Raw genomic sequence first — 18,959 nt, 5'->3', positions numbered from 1 at the left:
ATTACACTGGCTTCTGAAGTGAGAGTTGATTAAAGTGAGGCTTTAAATTGTCAAAGGTGCTTTTCAAATGCTCAGGAATAACACGCACATCAGCAAAAACAGTAAGAGCGTTCACATCACCGAACCACCGCGGCACAATGTGAAAGTGAAGATGCTCCTCCACACCGGCTCCTGCCACTTTTCCCAAGTTCAGCCCGACATTAAATCCGTCAGGATTCATAACTTGTTTTAAAATGGCCACGGATTTTTCAACAGTCATCAGCAAATCTCCCATTTCATCTCTGCTGAGATGATCCAGCGCGGAAATGTGTCTGATGGGTGACACCAGAAGATGACCGTTGATGTACGGATATTTGTTCATAACCACCATGGTTGTTTTGCCCTTGTAAAGTGTCAGATCATCCTGCTCGGACAAAGCGTTGCAAAATACACACCCCTCTTCCTTATCTCCCAGAATGTATTCCATCCGCCACGGTGCCCACATTGTTTTCATATTCTTTTCCCTTTATCTTTAAAATTTCATCACAAAAGACCAAAAAGTCACAAGTCCGGTTTTTTTATCTTTTTTTTATTAAAAATTCAACCTTTTTTTCCTTTAAGCGGTATAATCTCCGCGTCCCCCCATGCGCCGATCTTATTGCCTATAATTACAACAAGTCCCATAACTCCTTGTATGTTTTTTCCAAAATCAATTGCTTTTTGGATATCTGCCTCTGATTTTAAACGGTTGCCAACTGAAGTGGCAACCGTGTCGGCAAGGGAACAGGACCTTGATATCACACAGACAGCATCTGCTTTCCCAAGGCTTAAAGAATGCCCCACTGTGCCTGATGAAGTGCATACGGCCACAGGCTCCTCCCCGGGATCAATCCGCAAACCGATCTTTAAGCTTAACGGAGACCTTCCCGCAAAAATGCCGATGGTAAGCGGATCATTTGTTTTAAAAAAAATATCCCCCCCGTTTTCCACAACAACTTCATCTGTATGTGACAGCAAATCTGTCCCGACATGTTCGGCAATGGCTCCCGCGACCGCAGCCATCGGTCCCACCCCGGCTTTTTCAGCGGCTGTTGCCATATCCCGGATAATCATCGGGGCCGGTCCGGTGATGCGCCAGGGAGTGAGGGCAGTTGCAAATTCCGGATACATTTTTATGTAGGATTCAATATATCCTCTGTGCTGCAATATCAGATCCCTTGTGAGCTGTTCAAGGTGTCCGGGCGCATGTACAAACAGGTCTGTTTCTTTCACAACCACCTTGAAAAACGCCCGATCATCTCTGAATAAATTTCGATATGTCCGATTTTGATACATTTATATAAAAAAGTGTTAGGTGTTAGGTGTTAGGTGTTAGGAAAAATAATGAAAATTTTATTATGACCTCTTATCAGATTTCCCCGTTTTCGATCAGATGTTCCATCATCTGAATATAATTTATCCCTGCCTTTCTGAACCCTTCCTTACCATATTTCATATTTGCTTCAATCACATAAAATTTTCCGTCATTTTCACAAATATCAATCCCCACGTCATCCCATTGACATGCGGATGCTGTATGAAGCGCCAGATTAAGGGCCTTTTGGGGAACCGGATCCAGACACACGGTTCCCCCGGCCGCGATATTGGTCCGGAATTCGCCCGGAGCGGCAATGCGCCAGTAAGCATGAACAATTTTGTTTCCTACCACAACGACCCGCATATCCCGGTCAATGGGGAGGTATTCCTGGATATAAGCGGTAGTTGTCAGATCGCAGAACGCGGAAAGGTCATCTCTGTTCTGAATAAGATAAACCCCTCTGCCCATTGCGGAACCTCTTGGAATTTTAGCAATAAACGGAAATTGAAAATGATCAGGAATGGAATTCTTCTGGCGGTTCCCGTAAAAGACTCTTGTCCTGGGATGTTGTATCTCCAACAGATTAAACAGGGCGGTCTGCCTGATCTTGTCCTGAACACATTTGTAGGTGTGATAACTTGGAAAGGTTTTTTTACCTGCCGCGTCAAAAAGGTCAGCATAAAAAGTTGTCGGATAATAGATTTTCTCTGCTTTTCGTATCAGCTCCGCGTCCCGAGGGCTGTAAGCGGAAAAATTGGGCCGAACACCTAATGTGATGACATTTTTGCAATTTTTAAGACGTGCCTCAAGTGCAATTTTTTTTGCCATTTTTTAATTTGAAATTCGGACGGTTAAATTTGAAATTTGAAACTGCTAATCAGTCGGGGTCAGTATAAATTTTGACGGCGGAACAGGAACGCCTGTCCAGTAGTTGCTTATATGGAGCTGGAACCCAGCGTCATCATCATCATCTGATAATTCCAGTGTGAAAGGAATCTGGTAGTCTCCTATGGTCCGTATCCTGCCAAATGCCGCACGGTATGTGAGGGATCCGAATGCGTCAAACATTTCAATTTTAGACACGATTGTCTTGCTTGTATCAAAATATATTTTCTCAATAATGTTTCCCCATTTGGATTGCAACTCCAGAACATATTCAGATTCATGTTTTACAATCAAAGCCAGATGATGCTCCTGAATTGGCACACGGCCGGCGAGCATTGAAAAAATATCACTGGACCTGACAGGGACAGAAACGATTTTTTTCAGGCTGGGATCGCTTGCCTGTTTTTTATAAAAATCGTCGTGGTTACGGTAATAAAACCATTTTCCGTCTCCTGCGATGCTTGCCACGGGCTGACCTGAGACATTGAGCGCCTCGATACGAAGTTTTCCCGGTGCTGCCCCGAGCCATGCCACCCGGGCGATCTGGAATTTATCCTTATCCCATATCTTTATTTTTCCAATGCCTTTGAAAGAGTTAAGGGTGTGGTTTTTATTTTTTAACGATGTAAGCAGGTGCTGTGCCTCAGCCGAATCAACGGAGGTTTTGCTGACCCTGGGGCTGACGGGAGTACATGCGGAGATAAAAAAAAGCATTATCAAAAGAATAGAAAGAGGGTTGGTTTTCATCACTGTTGAAATTCTTCCTCCGTAAGTTCCTGAATCTTTTTTTCAAGAAATTCCTTGCCATTGTCTTCTTTTTTTAAAAGGGAACGCTCATAGAATTCAATGGCTCTTTTCCTGTCATTTGTTTTGAGGTATGCATCCCCGAGATGTTCCAGTATAATCGGATCGTCAGGAACCAGGCGGACTGCTTTTTCCAGAGTCTTCACGGCCTTATTGAAAAGTCCTTTTTTAAAATAAACCCATCCCAGGCTGTCTATGATGTAACCGTCATCAGGCTTGTATTTCAAAGCTTCTATGACAAGACGTTCGGCCTCATCCAGGTCCTGTTCCAAATCCGCGTAAGTATACCCGAGATAATTTAACGCATTGGCATTTTCAGGATCAAGCCGTATGGATTCCTTCATGGCCTCTATGCAATCCTCTTTTCTGCCCCATTTGTCATACACAACCCCCAGCCGAAAATAAATCCGGGGATTATCCGGATCAATTTCAAGGCCCTTTTCCAGAATATCCACAGATGCCTCAAAATCCTCAGTTTCTTCATAAAACGTACCCAGATAAAGCATGAATTCCGGATTGTCAGGTATCTCTCTGATGACATTTTCCAGAAAAAGGATCGCATCTTCAACCCTGTCCTGCTCCTGATACAGAAAAGAAATATGAACCACGGCATTCTGATAGAATCTGGAATCAGGTGTCACTTTGCTGAAGTGCTTAATTGCCATAGCCTCATTCTGCATTCCGTCAAAGGTAATACCCGCTGCATAATGAATATCTGAATTGTCCGGAGCCCCTTTCAGCATCCCCTCAAGGATAACCACAGCAGGCTCATATTGTTTCTGATCAATATAAAACTGAACAAGATTTCTTATTACTCCAGGCTCTGTCGCGCTCCTTTCCCCCAGTTCCGTCAGCAGTTCCTCAGCATTTTCTGATAAGCCGATTTTATGATAATAATAGGCAAGCCCCATCATTGCTCTTATGTTGTCAGGATTCTCTTCCAGCATCTCTTCGTATATCCGGATCGCTTTTTCCTTTTCTCCCCGGGTATCATAGATATTTAGCAATTCAAATCTTGGCTCCTCAAGATCAGGCTCAATATCCAGTGTTTTTTGAAATTCCCTTTCAGCAGCGTCCAGATCACTTCGCTTTTCATAAATTTTTCCCAGAAAAAAATGTCCGGCATATGCTTCAGGAAAATTCTGAATCAGGCGTTCATAGACCTGAAACGCCCGGGTCAGATCATCTTCGTCAAAATACAGACCCCCGAGAAGCAGATAAATCTCTTTTTGTTTCGGGTCATCAGCAAGAACCTTCTCATAGGCTTTTTTTGCGCCATCTGTCTGTTTTAATTCCTGTTTTAATCTTCCGTAAATAATAAGCGATTCCACGCTCCCGGCAGGTTCCTTTCCGATCATCTTTTCAACAAGCTTTAATGCACTTTGCTTGTCATTCTTACGCAGATAAAGGTTTGCAAGCTCTCTTTGTAAATATAAGGATTCCGGATCATTTTCTATTGTTTTTTTCAGATAATATATTGCTTTGTCCGTATGTCCTCTTTTCCTTTGGAGTTGCGCTTCTATGTAATAATAATATTGTTCAGTGGGATTGAAATAAGCAACTGTTTTTTCATCTGGCTGTTCAACAATATCAGCATCCGCAGGCGCCACTGGTGTCTCCTGAATATCGGCAGGCGGTGATACTGCGACCTCGGTATCTTCACTTTGGATAAATGGTTCTGCTTTTTTTACAGATGTCGCACAGCCTGAAAAAAGCATCTGATTGAAAATAACGACCATAATAAAAATGGTCAGCTTTGGAAAAAGGGTTCTCATTTGTTTTTTATCCTGATTATTTTTTGGGTAACAGATAATGAAGCGCAGAAAAACTGAGAAGAGGATACCCGTCACTCCCTCAGCTATTGACCGTCATCGTTGTTCGTATATGAATTGAAGTCAAGGATTTCCCGCTTAAAAAACTCCCTCATTTTTGTGACAATATTTTTTTCCACCTGTCGGACACGCTCTCTTGATATTCCGTAACGGTCACCGATTTCCTGTAACGTGGCCGGCGCATCAGAAAATATCCTCAGGTTAAATATTTCAAGCTCTCTTTTTGTGAGTTTTTTCCTAAACTCTGCAATTTTGTTATGGAGAAGGATATCCATTTCTTTTTTTGCCACTTTGTCCTCGGCAGATTCGGCAGCTGTACTCAGAAAATCAATTCGTTCTGTGTCAGAATCATTCTTCAGAGGGGCATCCAGCGACACATCCCACCCGTCAAGGCGCTGATCCATATCCACAATTTCACGCTCAGACACCCCCAGTCTCTCGGAAAGGAGTTTGGGCTTGGGATCAAATCCCTGGTCAATCAGCTTTTGCTTTTCCTTTTTCAGCTTGAAAAAAAGTTTTCGCTGTCCCTGGGTAGTCCCGATTTTTACCAGGCGCCAGTTATCCATGATGAATTTAAGGATATATGCCTTTATCCAAAAGGACGCGTAATATGAAAATTTGACATTTTTATACGGGTCAAATTTTTTGACTGCCTGCATGAGTCCGATATTGCCTTCCTGAATCAGATCCAGGAGGTTCTGCATCCAGACTCTCTGAAATTCCAGCGCGATTTTCACCACAAGCCTCAGATTGGAAGTCACCAGCTCATACGCGGCATCAGGGTCACTGTCTTCCCACACTTTTACGGCAAGCTCTCTTTCATGTTCCCTGGTCAGAAGTTTATAATGGCTGACCTCTGCCAGATATCGTTGAAGCGGATCAAACTTGACAAGGGCTTTGTCGGAAGATTGGTCGGATTCATGCACATTGTTTTCCATGCTGCTAACACCTTTTATTTTGATTTATTTGAAAAAAAAACTGATAAAAAGTATATCAGAGATTGTGAATATTTTCAAGAAAATTTGTTTTATACTTTTACCGTGAAAATACATTTTGAAAACCCGTTTTTTTATCTGAGAATATCTTCATAACAGGGAGGGCAAAAAACCCGGGTTTTTTATGAGCGTTTATTTCCGCCTTAAATCTGCCCTGCCTGGTCTGTTCTGATGCCAACTGAACCGAAAGCCCTTTTTTTATACCGTTAAAAACGATTTAAATTCAAACGATTAAAGAAAAAAAACAAAAATATTGAGTGAGCATGTACGTTTTTTATGGACTTGTAAAAAAAGACATGCTATATGGCAATTCACTAATGGGTATGCGCCTGTAGCTCAGCTGGATAGAGCAACGGACTTCAACAAAAATAGGAGCCTTTGTCGGGAAACAGGAACCGGCAAAGTGGACAGCACTGTATCGGTGAAACCTTAACAGGATTATCTCTCCCCGCGGGGGATGATTGATGATGGCAATACCGAGGAAACTTACAATACACAGACTTTTCTGTGGTAAGGATCCGTAGAGGCCATATGTGCTGCACCTGAGATGGTGAAGATATGGTCCAGACCACAAACAACCCTTCCGGGTTGGCAGGGAAATCTGTAGTGGTAAGCTAATCCGTAGGTCGCAGGTTCGAATCCTGCCAGGCGTACCAATTCCCCCTTCTGATTTATCTGCGTTATTTTTCGATAACACATCCCCCTTATTTTTTATCCTTATTATTTGTTCCTCAAATGCAATACGCTTTGTTCTTTTGAATTTGGGAAATTTTTGCCTCTTATTTAATTAAGGTATTTCTTTACAATTTTCATAAAAATTGCTAACCTCACTTCGTTTTTTCCAGATACTTAAAAAATACGGTCTTAACTAAAATTATATAATATTATCACGATTCAAAAATCTATGCAAACTTTTATTTTCTGTAAATCAAAAACATTTTGTAAAAGCTTTGAAAGGGCGTGTTTATATAGATCGATGCAACACCTTGGAAACGCTGAATATTTGGAGATAGTCAATGGCAATACCAAAAACTAAAATAATAACAGGTGACTGTTTGGAAATGCTGAAAACATTCCCTGATAATCACTTTAATCTGATAGTTACCTCGCCACCATATGCTGATAGCAGAAATAATACCTATGGCGGAATAAAGCCAAATCAATATGTAAAATGGTTTTTACCCCGTTCAGAACAGTTTCTCAGAGTTTTAAAACCTGATGGCACGTTTATTCTCAACATAAAAGAAAAAGCCATAAACGGTGAAAGATATACTTATGTCATTGAATTAATATTGGAAATGAGAAAACAAGGCTGGCTTTGGACTGAAGAGTTTGTATGGCATAAGAAGAACTGTTTTCCTGGTAAATGGCCTAACCGTTTCAGAGATGCCTGGGAACGATGTCTTCAGTTTAATAAATCAAAAAAATTCAAAATGTACCAGGAGTCTGTCATGGTTCCGATGGGTGATTGGGCGAAAAACCGACTAAAAAAATTAAGCAAAACAGATAAGATCAGAGACAATTCAAAAGCTGGTAGCGGATTTGGAAAAAATGTTTCAAACTGGGTCAACAGGGATAAGGGTTATCCGACGAATGCTTTATATTTGGCAACCGAATGTAATAAGAGGGCCGCTTTTTCTGAAGAATGCCTAACCTGATAATATTACTACACTCACGGAATAAAGCAATGAGCTACGAGAAAAAAATGCTTGAAAATTTAAAAATGCCACCTCGAAAAGAAGTTGAGCTGGCATTATTAAAATCATTATTCAATCATAATGGAGTAATCAAAGAGTTTAGTGCTGCCGAAGATATTGTTGAAGAAATTGCAGATGATTTTGGTTTGAAAGAAGAACAAAGAACAGCGTATCTTGAAACTATTTATAAAAAAGAAAACAGAGTAAAAATCCTGATTATAACGGATTTAGGGGAGGGCACAACATCCTGAAATGACTATATGTCAGAATGGAAAATCTGTCCGTCACGGGGTTCCGGGAACCGGAAATTCAGGATATTTGTTTTCCCGGAAACCGACGTTTTCCGGGAATGTCCGTCCGGCTTTCTGCGAAAACGGAAGGTCGCGCGCAGCCTCCCGAAATCGGAGCCTCCCCTGAATCCGTTATAATCAGAAAAAATCTTACCTTTGGCATCGTTTGTTATTTCGTGCTGCTGACTCTTTAGTAAAAGAAAAATTAGTATCCCGACCTACTCAGACGATGAAGCTAACAAATAAAAAAGAATGGATGCTTACAGAGGATGGTTATGAGCGGGAACTCGAATTATTAAATATTCCTTTAACTCATAAAGAAATCTTGCCAATAAGATATTTTGAGGTTCAAAAGCAATATCGTTCGGCATGATTTTTGCATAGCCGGACGGAAATGCCCGGCATTTCCGCATTTTGGAGAAATTGTTTCCGAAAAACGCCCGGCGGACATTTCGGGATTTCAGTTTTCCGGATATATGAATTCAGTTAGTTACAAATGTATGCAAAAATCGTGCTGAACGGTATTGGTTCAAAAGATAGTAAAGAAAATGATTGAGCAAGAAAGATCGGAAAACTATAATCCTTTTGAAAAAATTAAAAAACCTATAAAAATCGCCAAAAAAATTAAACTCCGTAGTCGCGCTTTCAGACAAGCAATTATCGAAGCATACGATTTTAAATGTGCTGTTTGCGGTATGAAAATTTACTCACCGGATAATCACCAGTGGGAAGTGGAAGCCGCACACATTGTTCCTCACAGTTCAAATGGAAAAGATGATATTTTGAACGGATTAGCATTATGTCGTTTACATCATTGGGCATTCGATGTTGGCTGGTTTACTTTGAAAGATAATTTTAAGGTTCTTGTTTCAGGAAAAATTCAAGATTTGTCTGCTGACTTTGGTAGGATGTGGAATTATAACTTTATGGGACAAATGTTAAAAGAAGACCTGTTTATTTCTTTACCTGGGAACCAACAAAATCATCCACACCCTAATGCAATAAAATGGCATAGAGAAAATATTTTTTATCTATGATTTTGGAGGAATATGAAAAATAAAAACGATATTATTTATTCATTAAATATCGAAGATATTCAAACGGTTGCTATTCAGGAATTTAATAGAGAATTAACTGAGGATGAAATCGAAAAGGTAAGGGATTTGATTGGTGAAAAAATAAATTGGTATGACCCAATTCATGAGTCAATAATTGAAAAAATTGTTATGGGAGATGTTGAATAAAAAGGTATAACTCGGCGATACACACGGATGCAAGGGGGTGCTGTTCGTTGCTATCTCTCCGCCCTTTGCGCTGGTGAGTTTGGCTTTACAATGGGGGAATTATTCATGGAAAAGGAGATCATTCCTGACATTCAAAAAAAAATTTCAGATGTGTTAAAAAAATCGGAAAAGGATTATCTTACAATAACACAGATCAGAACCGGTCTTCCCACTGCTTTGCTAAAATATCTGGAGCTTACAAAAAATTCAGGCCCGGCAGATGTTCTCAAAAAACTGCGGCCCTATATAAAAGGTGATATTCGGGAATACAAAGGGGCAAAAACCAGCTATATCGGTTTTAACATGCCGTTAAAGGAGATTATCTTCAATAAAATATGTCAGAAATCCGGCTCGTCTTCAGCAGGAAAGCTGGCTCAGTATTTGCCCATGCTTAAAAAAGACTACATTTCCAACCTGAATCAGCTTCTGGAGGAAGGCAGAGTCTTATGTGCCTTAAATGAAACTTACAAGCCTTTCCTGACAATTTCATCTGAAATCAAAAGACCGGAGCAAATTCAGGCGGCCCCTCGGAAAGAACCTTCAGATGAGAGTGCCGCATTCAAAACAGCTTATGATATGGTTGGCAAAGGCCGGAGCTTTGTCCGTATCCATCGCATTCGGGAACATCTGAACTGGCCCAAAGAACATTTTGACAGGGTGCTGAGATATCTGAGACGCAATTATGTTATTCAGCTTCAGGGAGGGGATCCTTCGCTGATGACAGACCAGGAGATTAATGATTCTTTCATAGATGAAAATGGCATATTTTATGTCACAGTGACATGGAAAGGAAAGAATGATGGACAACATTGAATCTCCTGATATTTTAAATGAAAAGGATCCGTTTCCTTCATCCAGCGCGGAAAATCCTTGGGAAAACATATCCCCGGATGTTGAATCCATAAACAAACACCCTTTTGAAAAAATTTGTCATCTGATTGAGCAAAAGACAAAAACCCCTGCTCTTGGCCTTGCCGGTCTGGTGCTTGGTGAGGCCGGGGGCGGCAAAACCCACCTCACTGGCAGAATACTCAGACATGGTATTCGGACAGATTCCCCTTTTTCCCTGGCTTATATTGAACCCATTATTGATACGCAAAGAACCTATCGCCATCTCCTGAGTGAAATTATCATCAATCTCCGCCATCAGACAGACAAGTCTTCAAACATCACTCAGATGGGCAGAATACTGACGGAGATTTTCAAAGAGACCATTGAAACAGAATGCCGGACATCCAGGCGTGAAACTTATGATAATTCTTTGAAAATATTAATTAAAAAAGCAAATACCATTTTGGAGACAAAGAAAATCAGTTTGTCTGTGATCAGAGATTTGGGCAAAATCTTTAAAGATGTCATTGTGAGAAAAGAACGGGTTGCTGATAAAGAAAACTATCAGAATATTCTTGCCAAACTCAGAAAAAACCCGGCATATCTTTTCAGCCCGGATATTGCTCCTGAGATTCAGGACATTGAAAAAAAAGCAATGGCATCATTAAGGGGAAGCTGTGCCAAAACATTTCTGAAGGTCCTGTTTCAATATCGAATTTCAGAAAAAAGAGCAGCCGCGGAAGACTGGCTTAAAGGGGAGGTGATTGATGAGGATGAAACGTCATTGCTCGGTACCCCGGACCGTCACAACGCATCTGAAGATTTTCTGGAAAATGAGGCCAGAAGTATTTTAAAATTTATCGGGGTGTTGCTGGCCCGTTATGGACAGCCCCTTGTGGTTTGTTTTGACTGCATGGAAAATTACGAAACAGATGCACAAATCCGTTCCTTTGGAAAAATGATCGAATTTCTGGTGGACGGGACAGCTGCCATGGTGCCCGTTGCGTTTGTAAGAGGCCAGCTATGGGAGGAAAAATTCAGAAAAAAATTAGACCTTCACATCACTGACCGTCTTGAAAAACCGGAAAAATTTGAGCTTGAGTATTGCAGCCCGGACCAGGCCATTGAACTTGTGCGGCATCGCCTGATAGTTGTGTACGGAGAGAATGAGGCTGAAAATATTTACACCTCTCACAAAGACGCGCTGACCCAAATTTTTGAAATCGGGAAATACAGCCCCAGAGATGTTATCACACTGGCAAAACATCATCTGACATCCCCCCCTGAAACAGATAGCAAGGATACCACATCCCCTTCCGCATTTGAAAAACTGAGGGAAGAATTTGAGACCAGATTTCAGGAGATCACGGATAATTTTGAAACTTACGAACTCAGGCGGGAAATATTAAGAGAAGCGCTGAAGCTTTATCTGACTCAGTCACCTGAAAGCAAATTTGAGGTCAGCTTCTCTAACCCTTCTGATTTTCAGACAAAATATGTTGATATTTCCTGCGAGATCAGGTTTTCGGAAAACCTGATTGTTCCCTCTGTTTTTATCATAGACATGACAAAAAATCATAGTTCCGTAGCAGCCCATCTCAAAAGAGGCATTGTTTTTCTTGAAAACAATGCGTTTGGCAAAGCTTTCTATATTCGGGATGAACGTCATAAGCATCCTTCTGAATGGAAAATTCCGAAGGAAAATTTTATACATTTTAAATCACTTGGAGGCAACACCGTTTTTTTAGACCGGGAACAGGCCGGCACATGGTGCGCGCTGGAACGCCTCAGCAGGGCAGTGAAAGAACAAGGCGTGACAGTTATTGATGTGAATAATCATATAGAACCTGTATCACAGGAAGAATTTGCCTTATTTGTCCGGGAAAAAATACATGGCCGCGGTTACAAGGTTTTTAAGGATTTTGACAGGGCATTGGGAATATCCTTTCAACGGACGACATGAAAGGGAGGGAGCATATTCACGCATTAGAAAAAGAGAGCTATGAACGAAAAACATCCAAAAGAGTTGATACTTGACGAAATAGAGGAAGTGGAGAAGCTTACCCTTCGTTGGATTTTTCAGGCAATTACAGATTTCGGGATGGAAGCCCATGAAGTTTTTCTAAAATCGCCTGACAGGGTGAAAGATATTGCAGAAGACATAACCAGAGAATTATTAGACAGATTGGCAGGTTACAATGTTCCGCAACGGATATACGGAACAGTTGATTATAAAAAGGCAAGATACATTATCATGCCGGAACAGACTGTCAGACAGGCTTTGTTCATAGATTCAAAGGCAGAAAAAGAGAACAGATCAGCAACAATACAGATGTCTCAGACATCTATGCGAGTGCGTCAGAAGCGATCAGACAGTGAAATTGATGAAAAAGGTTTTCTGCCTGAAATCTCAAAATATGGTGAAAATCACTATTTGACGACAACATCCCTGGTACATTTCAAATATCAGGATACAGATAATATCCACCATCTGCAAGAAGTCACTATTGCAAGCATACCTAACGGGCTGTTACAACACAAATACAATCCAACTTATGATGATAATATTTGGCTGGCTGGAAGAAATGCACCCACTTTAGGCGAGGATTTTCGGGTCAGACTGAGCTTTGCCAAATTAAAATCAAAAGCATCTTGGCGTGTTCAAAGAATATTTTATAATGAATCTTTTATGGAGTGTACAGGACAATGGGACTCATAAAATTGACAGATTACCTTTCACCTGATCAGATTTATCATGGTGATGCAAAAATTTTGCTTAGAAGAATAGAACCTGAATCAGTTGCGTTAAGTATTTGGTCACCGCCTTATTTTGTCGGCAAAAATTATGAAAAAGACCTGAGTTTTGAAGATTGGAAAATTCTGCTCAGAGAAACAATAAATCTTCATTATGCCTTACTGAAACCCGGGGGATTTTTAGCAATTAATATCGCTGACATATTGTGCTTCAAAGATGAATCCATGCCTAAAATAATGGCGGAAAATATTTCCCGAAGAAAAATCAGACTGACAAAGGAACAAATATTAGAAGTAAAGACAAAGCATCCTGACTGGAACAGATACAAACTGGCAAAACATTTTGGTTGCAGTGAACAGACAATTGACAGAAGGTTAAACGGAAATAACATACGGGGAGGAAAATATCAGTCTCAGACAAGAGTTCTGATCGTCGGCGGCATGATAGAAGAAATGGCCCTGAATGCGGGTCTGTTTGCTTATGACAGACGTATATGGGTAAAAGACGCAGCCTGGGAAAATTCCAAATGGCACACGATTTCATATCGTTCAGTTGACGAATTTGAATATTTATATATTTTTTGGAAACCTGGTGTTACAAAGATTGACAGATCAAGACTGACCAGGCAGGAGTGGACTGACTGGGGTTCAAGAGGGATTTGGGAAATTCCTTCTGTCCGAAGCAACGCGGATCATGATTCAAAGTTTCCAACAGAATTACCCAGAAGAGCCATAAGGCTTTTAACAGACCCCGGGGATATTGTATTGGATTGTTTTATTGGCAGCGGGACAACAGCAATAGCGGCAATAAGTGAGGGAAGAAGATATATCGGAATTGACAAAGAAGAGAAATCTGTAAAACTATCAAAAAAAACTGTTGAATCCTATCGTAAATATTCAAATACGCCAAGCCAGATGGAACTGATGATGGAAGAAACTGAATCCAAATATGAAATCAGAAATACCTGATACAGTAATCCGCCCCTCTTTTGCGGAACTTATTAAACGCCATGTGCAACTTTTTTCAACTGGAGAGAACACGGACAAACAGCGAATGCCACAACGGCACGAAGACACACAATAAATGACTTTCATATAAACTCCTATGTCCTGCCGGTCACAACGAAAAATGAAAATTTTACAGTTTTTCCTGACACCTGACACTTTCATATAAACGGCCATGATCTGCCGGTCACAACGAAGTATGAAAGTTTTGCAGTTTTTCCTAACACTTAACACCTAACACCTAACACCTGACACTTTCATATAAACGGGCATGACCTGCCGGTCACAACGAAGTATGAAAGTTTTGCAGTTTTTCCTAACACTTAACACCTAACACCTAACACCTGACACTTAACACTTTCATATAAACGGGCATGACCTGCCGGTCACAACGAGGCATGAAAAATTTGTAATTTTTCCTAACACCTAACACCTAACACTTAACACCTTTTTCATATAAACAGTCATAAGCGGTCCGCTCACAACGAAACATGAAAGAACTTTGGCTCCCTGGTAATTCATGTTAAGGCTTTTATTAAATTAAAACAGACTGATATCCGTGTTTCACAGCATTTGAAAATGCACAAAAATTTTTCGCATCAGGAAGGCAAAAGCATATTCGGTCATAACTTCCTGAAATTGCATGTTATACAAAATATCGCTCTTTATGACGGACAAATATATAACATGCTGTTATTCAAAAATATAATGTTTTTAACACAAGTCAGAGGGAACAAATGCAAAACTTAGTGAAAGAATTGGTATATACCCAATATCGTTCGGCATGATTTTTGCATAGCCGGACGGAAATGCCCGGCATTTCCGCATTTTGGAGAAATTGTTTCCGAAAAACGCCCGGCGGACATTTCGGGATTTCAGTTTCCCGGATATATGAATTCAGTTAGTTACAAATGTATGCAAAAATCGTGCCGAACGGTATTGGTATATACCATAAACAAAGATAAATTATAATCAGCAGATCAAAAATCTTTTCCGGAGTGCAAAATTGCGATCTGTCAGCCAGATGAGGCGTGTAAAAAAAGGAGTCCCCGGACAGAATTTTCAGACTAACTTCAAGGTATTTCAGGATATTGACAGAATGTTGGGATTAAGATAACCATGCAGAGGAAAGGCGAAATATGGACAAGGAAAAATCGCTCAAAATTGCCACCGTCAGGCTGGAAAGCAGAAAAACCCACAGAATTGACCGATTAAGGGCCTTATCCAAAATGACCCGGGACGAATTTGACCAAACGGTTTTGGATCTGGCACATGACCAGAAAATCGAACTTGCGGGCGGTGACACATCCGCCATGACAGATGAACAGATTGAGGATTTGCTCAAAGCGGATGACACGCAGTTTGTCAATATTATATGGTTAGTGCCTTTGCCTGCAAAAGCAAGAGGGAGAATATCGTTAAAAAAGAGGTTAAAAAGAAATGGCAAATGACAGATCACAAATCACAAATCACAAATCACAAATCACAAATCACAAATCCCCTGATATTGAAAAACAAATTTCAGAGTTATTAAAAAAAAAGAACAAGGACTACCTTACCATTACACAAATCAGAAACAGCCTGTCGGCTGTTTTGCTGAGACAACTGGGCCTCATAAAAAACAATGCACGCACAGCAGATGTTCTGAAACGTCTGAAGCCTTATCTGGGAAACAGCATACTGGCCTATAAAGGGGCGAAGTCCGCTTATATCGGCTTTAAAATGTCCCTAAAAGATATGATTCTGGATAAAATCAGACGAAATCCCGGGATATCTTCAAAAAATCTGGCTAAAAATCTGCCCATGAATAAAAAAATTTTTATTACCAATCTCAACAAGCTGTTGGAAGAAGGTTTTGTCCTTTGCACCTTTAATGAAAATCATATACCATGCCTGAAAATTTCCGCCAAAATCGGAAGACAGATGAATATCGGAGACAGTTATATCAGCGGTCGTGCCGCATTTAAGGCAGCATATAACAAAGTCGGCAAAGGACAGAACTTTGTTCGTATTCATCGCATCCGGGAATATCTGAACTGGGACAGAGAGCATTTTGACAATACCCTGAAAGAATTAATGGCAGATTATACTATTGAACTTCATGGCGGAGACCCCTCAATAATGACTGAAAAAGAGATCAAAAATTCTTTTACAGATGAACACGGCGTACTTTATATCAATTTGACCTGGTGGGGAGAAAATGATGAACGATAATGACAGAAAAATCAATATATTAAATCAGGAAAACCCTTTTACTTCTTCAAGCGTCGGAGACCCCTGGGAAGATAAATATCTGGATGTAAAATCCATTAATGAGCGTGCGTTTAAGGAAATCTTCCAGCTCATTGAGCAAAAGATAAAAAATCCTGCCCTTCCCTGCGCGGGGCTGGTGTTCGGAGAAGTGGGCAGCGGAAAGACACACCTCATCAGCAGAATTCTCAGATATGACAGAGAATCTGAATTTCCCTTTTCTTTTGCTTATATCCAGCCCATTGAGGATCCCCAGCAAACCTATCGCTATCTTCTGCGCGAAGTCATTGTCAATCTTTGTTATCCCATTAACAAATCTTCAGCCACCACCCAGCTTGATATTATTTTGGCAAAAAGCTTTAAGGAGGTCGGCGAAAAAATTTATCCCTCTGATATTGAAAAAATGGACAAATTTTTCGATGAGTTGCGAAGCGATCCAGTGGGGCTTTTTAAAGCAAAAAAAATCAGCCTGGGGATGCTCAGAGATTTGGGCAAATCTTTTAAGACGGTGATCGAAAAAAGAAGAAGTGAAAGAAAAGCCATTGAGTTTATGCGGGCAAAATTTCCTGATATTCCCAAAGAATTTTTTAAGGTCTTGTTTCAATATCAAAGTCCGTCAAAAAGATCGGCTGCCATGGACTGGCTCAAAGGCATTGCCATTGACGATGAAGATGCCGCATTGCTCCGGGTGACCAACCGCATGGAAGATTCACCGAATTTGCTGGAGCAGAAATCTCGCCATATTTTAAGCTGTTTAGGCGCATTGCTCGCGTATTACGGAAAGCCGCTGGTGGTGTGTTTTGATCGTTTGGAAAATTACGATACAGATGCGAAAATCCATTCTCTGGGAAAAATGGTGGAATTTTTAGTGGATAAGGCAAAAGCCATGCTGCCCCTTGTTTTTGTCAGGGGACAGCAATGGGAAGAGACCTTCACAAAAAAATTAAATCAGCAGGTGATCACCCGGCTGAAGACAAACGAATTTCAGCTGAAAGGATGCAATGACACCCAGTCTCTTGAAATTATCAGAAGCCGCCTGGCCTTCGTATTTGGAAAAGATGACACGGGTGATCTTTTCCCGTTTGATCAGGACAGGCTCACAGGCATGTTCAAGACCCGCCTTCACACGCCAAGACAGGTGATCATGCTGGCAAACCAGCGACTGAAGCAAATCCTTTATCCGGATAAGGAGCTTGCTTCCCCTGTTTTGCCGCTTGAGAAATTAAAGGAAGAATTTGAAAATCAGTGCAAGATCATCAGAACTGATTTTAACCGCTATCAGCCGGACCGCAGCAGACTGGGCCGGGCCTTGGAGCTTTATCTGAGTAATATACCGTCCGAGAACAGTTTTCAAATTGAATCTCTGACCCGTCCTGAAGATAAATATTTGGATTTCAGTTGTAAGGTAAAGAAGGGGGAGCAGGCATCTGATGTGATTTTTATCATAGATACGGAGTTGAATAATCCGTATGTCAGGGCGACGCTGAAAAGGGGCATTGAATTTTTGGAGAACTCCTCCAATGGGAAGGTTTTTTATATTCGGGATGCACGATGTGAGATTCCGGCACCACCAAAATGGAAAGCCACAAATGAAATGCTTGAGGAGTTCAAAAAGATCGGGGGCCGTGTTATTTTTTTAGACAAAGAACACGTTGCTGAATGGTATGCCCTGGCATTGCTCAACTATACGGTTAAAGAAGGAGACGTGACAATCGTTGACGTCAACAATCTTACAAAATCTGTATCATCCGAAGAACTGGCGGTTTTTGTACGGGAAAAAATTCATGGTGAACAGTATTCGGGTTTTCAAAATATTGGGGAAATTCTGAGGGGGGCGTGAGGTGCGAGGCACGAGGCGAGGGGGACAGAAAACGCCTCTTGCCTCTCGCCCCAAGCCCCCAAAAAGCCTCAACAACCAACAAGGAGGATTACGATGGCAAGAAGAGCGCTTTTGGTAGGGATCAATGACTATCGGGGTATCAGGGACCTGAGAGGGTGCTTAAATGATATCAGCAATATGCGAAATATCCTGAAAACTTGTCTGGGATTCAGGAATAATGATATTCGGGTCCTGGTGGATGCCCGGGCAACCAAAGAAAATATCCTTCACAGGCTGAGATATATGGTCAGACTGGCAGAACCCGGCGATTTTATGATGTTTCATTTTTCAGGTCACGGAGCCCAGATTCGTGACAGAAACGGGGATGAACTTCAGGACGGCATGGATGAACTGATCTGTCCCTGGGATTTTAACTGGGATGGCCGCTTTGTTCTTGATGATGATTTTGATGAAATTTTCCGCAAACTGCCCGAAGGATCTTTATTGGAGGTTATACTGGATTGCTGCCATTCAGGTGACGGTACAACCTCTCTGAGCCGGTCAGCAGAACATTCTCCGATGGGGAGATACATTAGCCCTCCGCCGGATATTGCATATCGTTATGAAGGCGAAGAGCCCGAGCTGACGCTCAGAGGCTTCACCTCGGCAAACAGATCAGGAAACAGGAGTACGATGAATCATATCCTCTGGTCAGCCTGCCGGTCAGACCAGGAATCGGCTGATGCTTATATCAACGGGAATTATAATGGGGCATTTACCTATTATTTTTGTAAGCATATGCGGGAGACCGGCGGATATATCACCCGAAGAAATCTTTTGGAGCGTGTTCAGAATTCCTTACGATATAACCGCTATCCGCAATCCCCTCAGTTAGCATGTATGAATGACGCGGCTTTTGAAAACAGACCCTTTCAGTTTCCTTCTGAAGATGAGCCTGAAAGAATGCTTTTTCTGACAACGCCCTATATGCGGGGAGATGATGTGAAAAGGATGCAGCAGGGCTTAAAAAACGCGGGGTTCAGAATCGTTGTTGACGGTGTTTTCGGGCCTCATACCCATAAGGTGATCAAGCAGTTTCAGGAGAAGAATGAAATTCTGAGTGACGGTGTTGTCGGCCCTATTGTTCGGTCCGTGCTTTTTGATTAGCAATTTTTTTT

General features: G+C 41.2%; 19 protein-coding genes. 12 read left to right on the top strand and 7 right to left on the bottom strand.

All coding sequences use genetic code 11. The annotated features are described in order from the left end of the window. Position 1 precedes the first annotated feature (1 nt). From dnm_RS25225 to dnm_RS25195, 7 genes are all read right to left on the bottom strand, one after another. Positions 2-493, bottom strand: a complete 492-nt coding sequence (locus tag dnm_RS25225; RefSeq protein WP_207679655.1) for an HIT family protein — start codon at positions 491-493, stop codon at positions 2-4. An 86-nt stretch (positions 494-579) separates the two neighbouring features. Further along, positions 580-1,314, bottom strand: a complete 735-nt coding sequence (locus tag dnm_RS25220; RefSeq protein ID WP_207679654.1) for a UPF0280 family protein — start codon at positions 1,312-1,314, stop codon at positions 580-582. Between the two features lie 73 nt (positions 1,315-1,387). Then, positions 1,388-2,164 carry an ATP-grasp domain-containing protein gene (locus tag dnm_RS25215; RefSeq protein WP_207679653.1) on the bottom strand — a complete coding sequence of 259 codons (777 nt, stop codon included), beginning with the start codon at positions 2,162-2,164 and terminating at the stop codon, positions 1,388-1,390. A 45-nt stretch (positions 2,165-2,209) separates the two neighbouring features. Next, the gene (locus dnm_RS25210) at positions 2,210-2,971 is read right to left on the bottom strand and encodes a DUF4292 domain-containing protein (RefSeq protein ID WP_207679652.1); all 762 of its coding nucleotides are present in this window, start codon (positions 2,969-2,971) and stop codon (positions 2,210-2,212) included. Continuing rightward, positions 2,968-4,800, bottom strand: a complete 1,833-nt coding sequence (locus tag dnm_RS25205) for a tetratricopeptide repeat protein (protein WP_207679651.1) — start codon at positions 4,798-4,800, stop codon at positions 2,968-2,970. Before dnm_RS25205 ends, dnm_RS25210 begins: the two co-directional genes overlap by 4 nt. 83 nt (positions 4,801-4,883) lie before the next feature. Further along, positions 4,884-5,795, bottom strand: a complete 912-nt coding sequence (locus tag dnm_RS25200) for a sigma-70 family RNA polymerase sigma factor (RefSeq protein ID WP_207679650.1) — start codon at positions 5,793-5,795, stop codon at positions 4,884-4,886. 543 nt (positions 5,796-6,338) lie between these two features. Beyond that, positions 6,339-6,551, bottom strand: a complete 213-nt coding sequence (locus dnm_RS25195; protein WP_207679649.1) for a hypothetical protein — start codon at positions 6,549-6,551, stop codon at positions 6,339-6,341. Positions 6,552-6,868: 317 nt separating this feature from the next. On the opposite strand from dnm_RS25195, the gene dnm_RS25190 reads away from it, so the two are divergent. The 12 genes from dnm_RS25190 (at position 6,869) to dnm_RS25135 (ending at position 18,948) form a co-directional block, all read left to right on the top strand. Continuing rightward, a complete protein-coding gene (locus dnm_RS25190) occupies positions 6,869-7,510 on the top strand; it encodes a DNA-methyltransferase (protein ID WP_207679648.1) in 642 nt (213 codons plus the stop codon). Positions 7,511-7,539: 29 nt separating this feature from the next. Further along, positions 7,540-7,800 (top strand): hypothetical protein, encoded by a 261-nt coding sequence (locus dnm_RS25185; protein ID WP_207679647.1) that lies wholly within the window; start codon positions 7,540-7,542, stop codon positions 7,798-7,800. 587 nt (positions 7,801-8,387) lie between these two features. Then, positions 8,388-8,876: an HNH endonuclease gene (locus dnm_RS25180; protein ID WP_207679646.1), complete on the top strand. Its 489-nt coding sequence runs from the start codon at positions 8,388-8,390 to the stop codon at positions 8,874-8,876. A 12-nt stretch (positions 8,877-8,888) separates the two neighbouring features. Next, the gene (locus dnm_RS25175; RefSeq protein WP_207679645.1) at positions 8,889-9,083 is read left to right on the top strand and encodes a hypothetical protein; all 195 of its coding nucleotides are present in this window, start codon (positions 8,889-8,891) and stop codon (positions 9,081-9,083) included. 105 nt (positions 9,084-9,188) lie between these two features. Then, entirely contained in the window at positions 9,189-9,935 is a 747-nt protein-coding gene (locus dnm_RS25170) for a hypothetical protein (protein WP_207679644.1), read from the top strand. Beyond that, positions 9,919-11,916: a hypothetical protein gene (locus dnm_RS25165; protein WP_207679643.1), complete on the top strand. Its 1,998-nt coding sequence runs from the start codon at positions 9,919-9,921 to the stop codon at positions 11,914-11,916. Before dnm_RS25170 ends, dnm_RS25165 begins: the two co-directional genes overlap by 17 nt. 39 nt (positions 11,917-11,955) lie before the next feature. Continuing rightward, positions 11,956-12,672: a BglI family type II restriction endonuclease gene (locus tag dnm_RS25160; protein ID WP_207679642.1), complete on the top strand. Its 717-nt coding sequence runs from the start codon at positions 11,956-11,958 to the stop codon at positions 12,670-12,672. After that, positions 12,660-13,676, top strand: coding sequence for a DNA-methyltransferase (locus tag dnm_RS25155; protein ID WP_207679641.1), 1,017 nt, complete (start codon positions 12,660-12,662; stop codon positions 13,674-13,676). The genes dnm_RS25160 and dnm_RS25155 overlap by 13 nt, the downstream gene beginning before the upstream one ends. Positions 13,677-14,851: 1,175 nt before the next feature. Next, on the top strand, positions 14,852-15,163 hold the full coding sequence (locus dnm_RS25150) for a hypothetical protein (RefSeq protein WP_207679640.1): 312 nt from the start codon (positions 14,852-14,854) through the stop codon (positions 15,161-15,163). Beyond that, positions 15,153-15,926, top strand: a complete 774-nt coding sequence (locus dnm_RS25145; protein ID WP_207679639.1) for a hypothetical protein — start codon at positions 15,153-15,155, stop codon at positions 15,924-15,926. Before dnm_RS25150 ends, dnm_RS25145 begins: the two co-directional genes overlap by 11 nt. Further along, positions 15,913-17,802: a P-loop NTPase family protein gene (locus tag dnm_RS25140; protein ID WP_207679638.1), complete on the top strand. Its 1,890-nt coding sequence runs from the start codon at positions 15,913-15,915 to the stop codon at positions 17,800-17,802. The genes dnm_RS25145 and dnm_RS25140 overlap by 14 nt, the downstream gene beginning before the upstream one ends. Before the next feature lie 93 nt (positions 17,803-17,895). Continuing rightward, the gene (locus dnm_RS25135; protein WP_207679637.1) at positions 17,896-18,948 is read left to right on the top strand and encodes a caspase family protein; all 1,053 of its coding nucleotides are present in this window, start codon (positions 17,896-17,898) and stop codon (positions 18,946-18,948) included. The last annotated feature ends 11 nt before the right edge of the window (positions 18,949-18,959 follow it).

This window comes from Desulfonema magnum (assembly GCF_017377395.1).
Lineage (GTDB): Bacteria > Desulfobacterota > Desulfobacteria > Desulfobacterales > 4be13 > Desulfonema_C > Desulfonema_C magnum.
The sequence above is the reverse complement of the archived record's forward strand: the minus strand, read 5'-3'. Positions and strand labels throughout refer to the sequence as shown.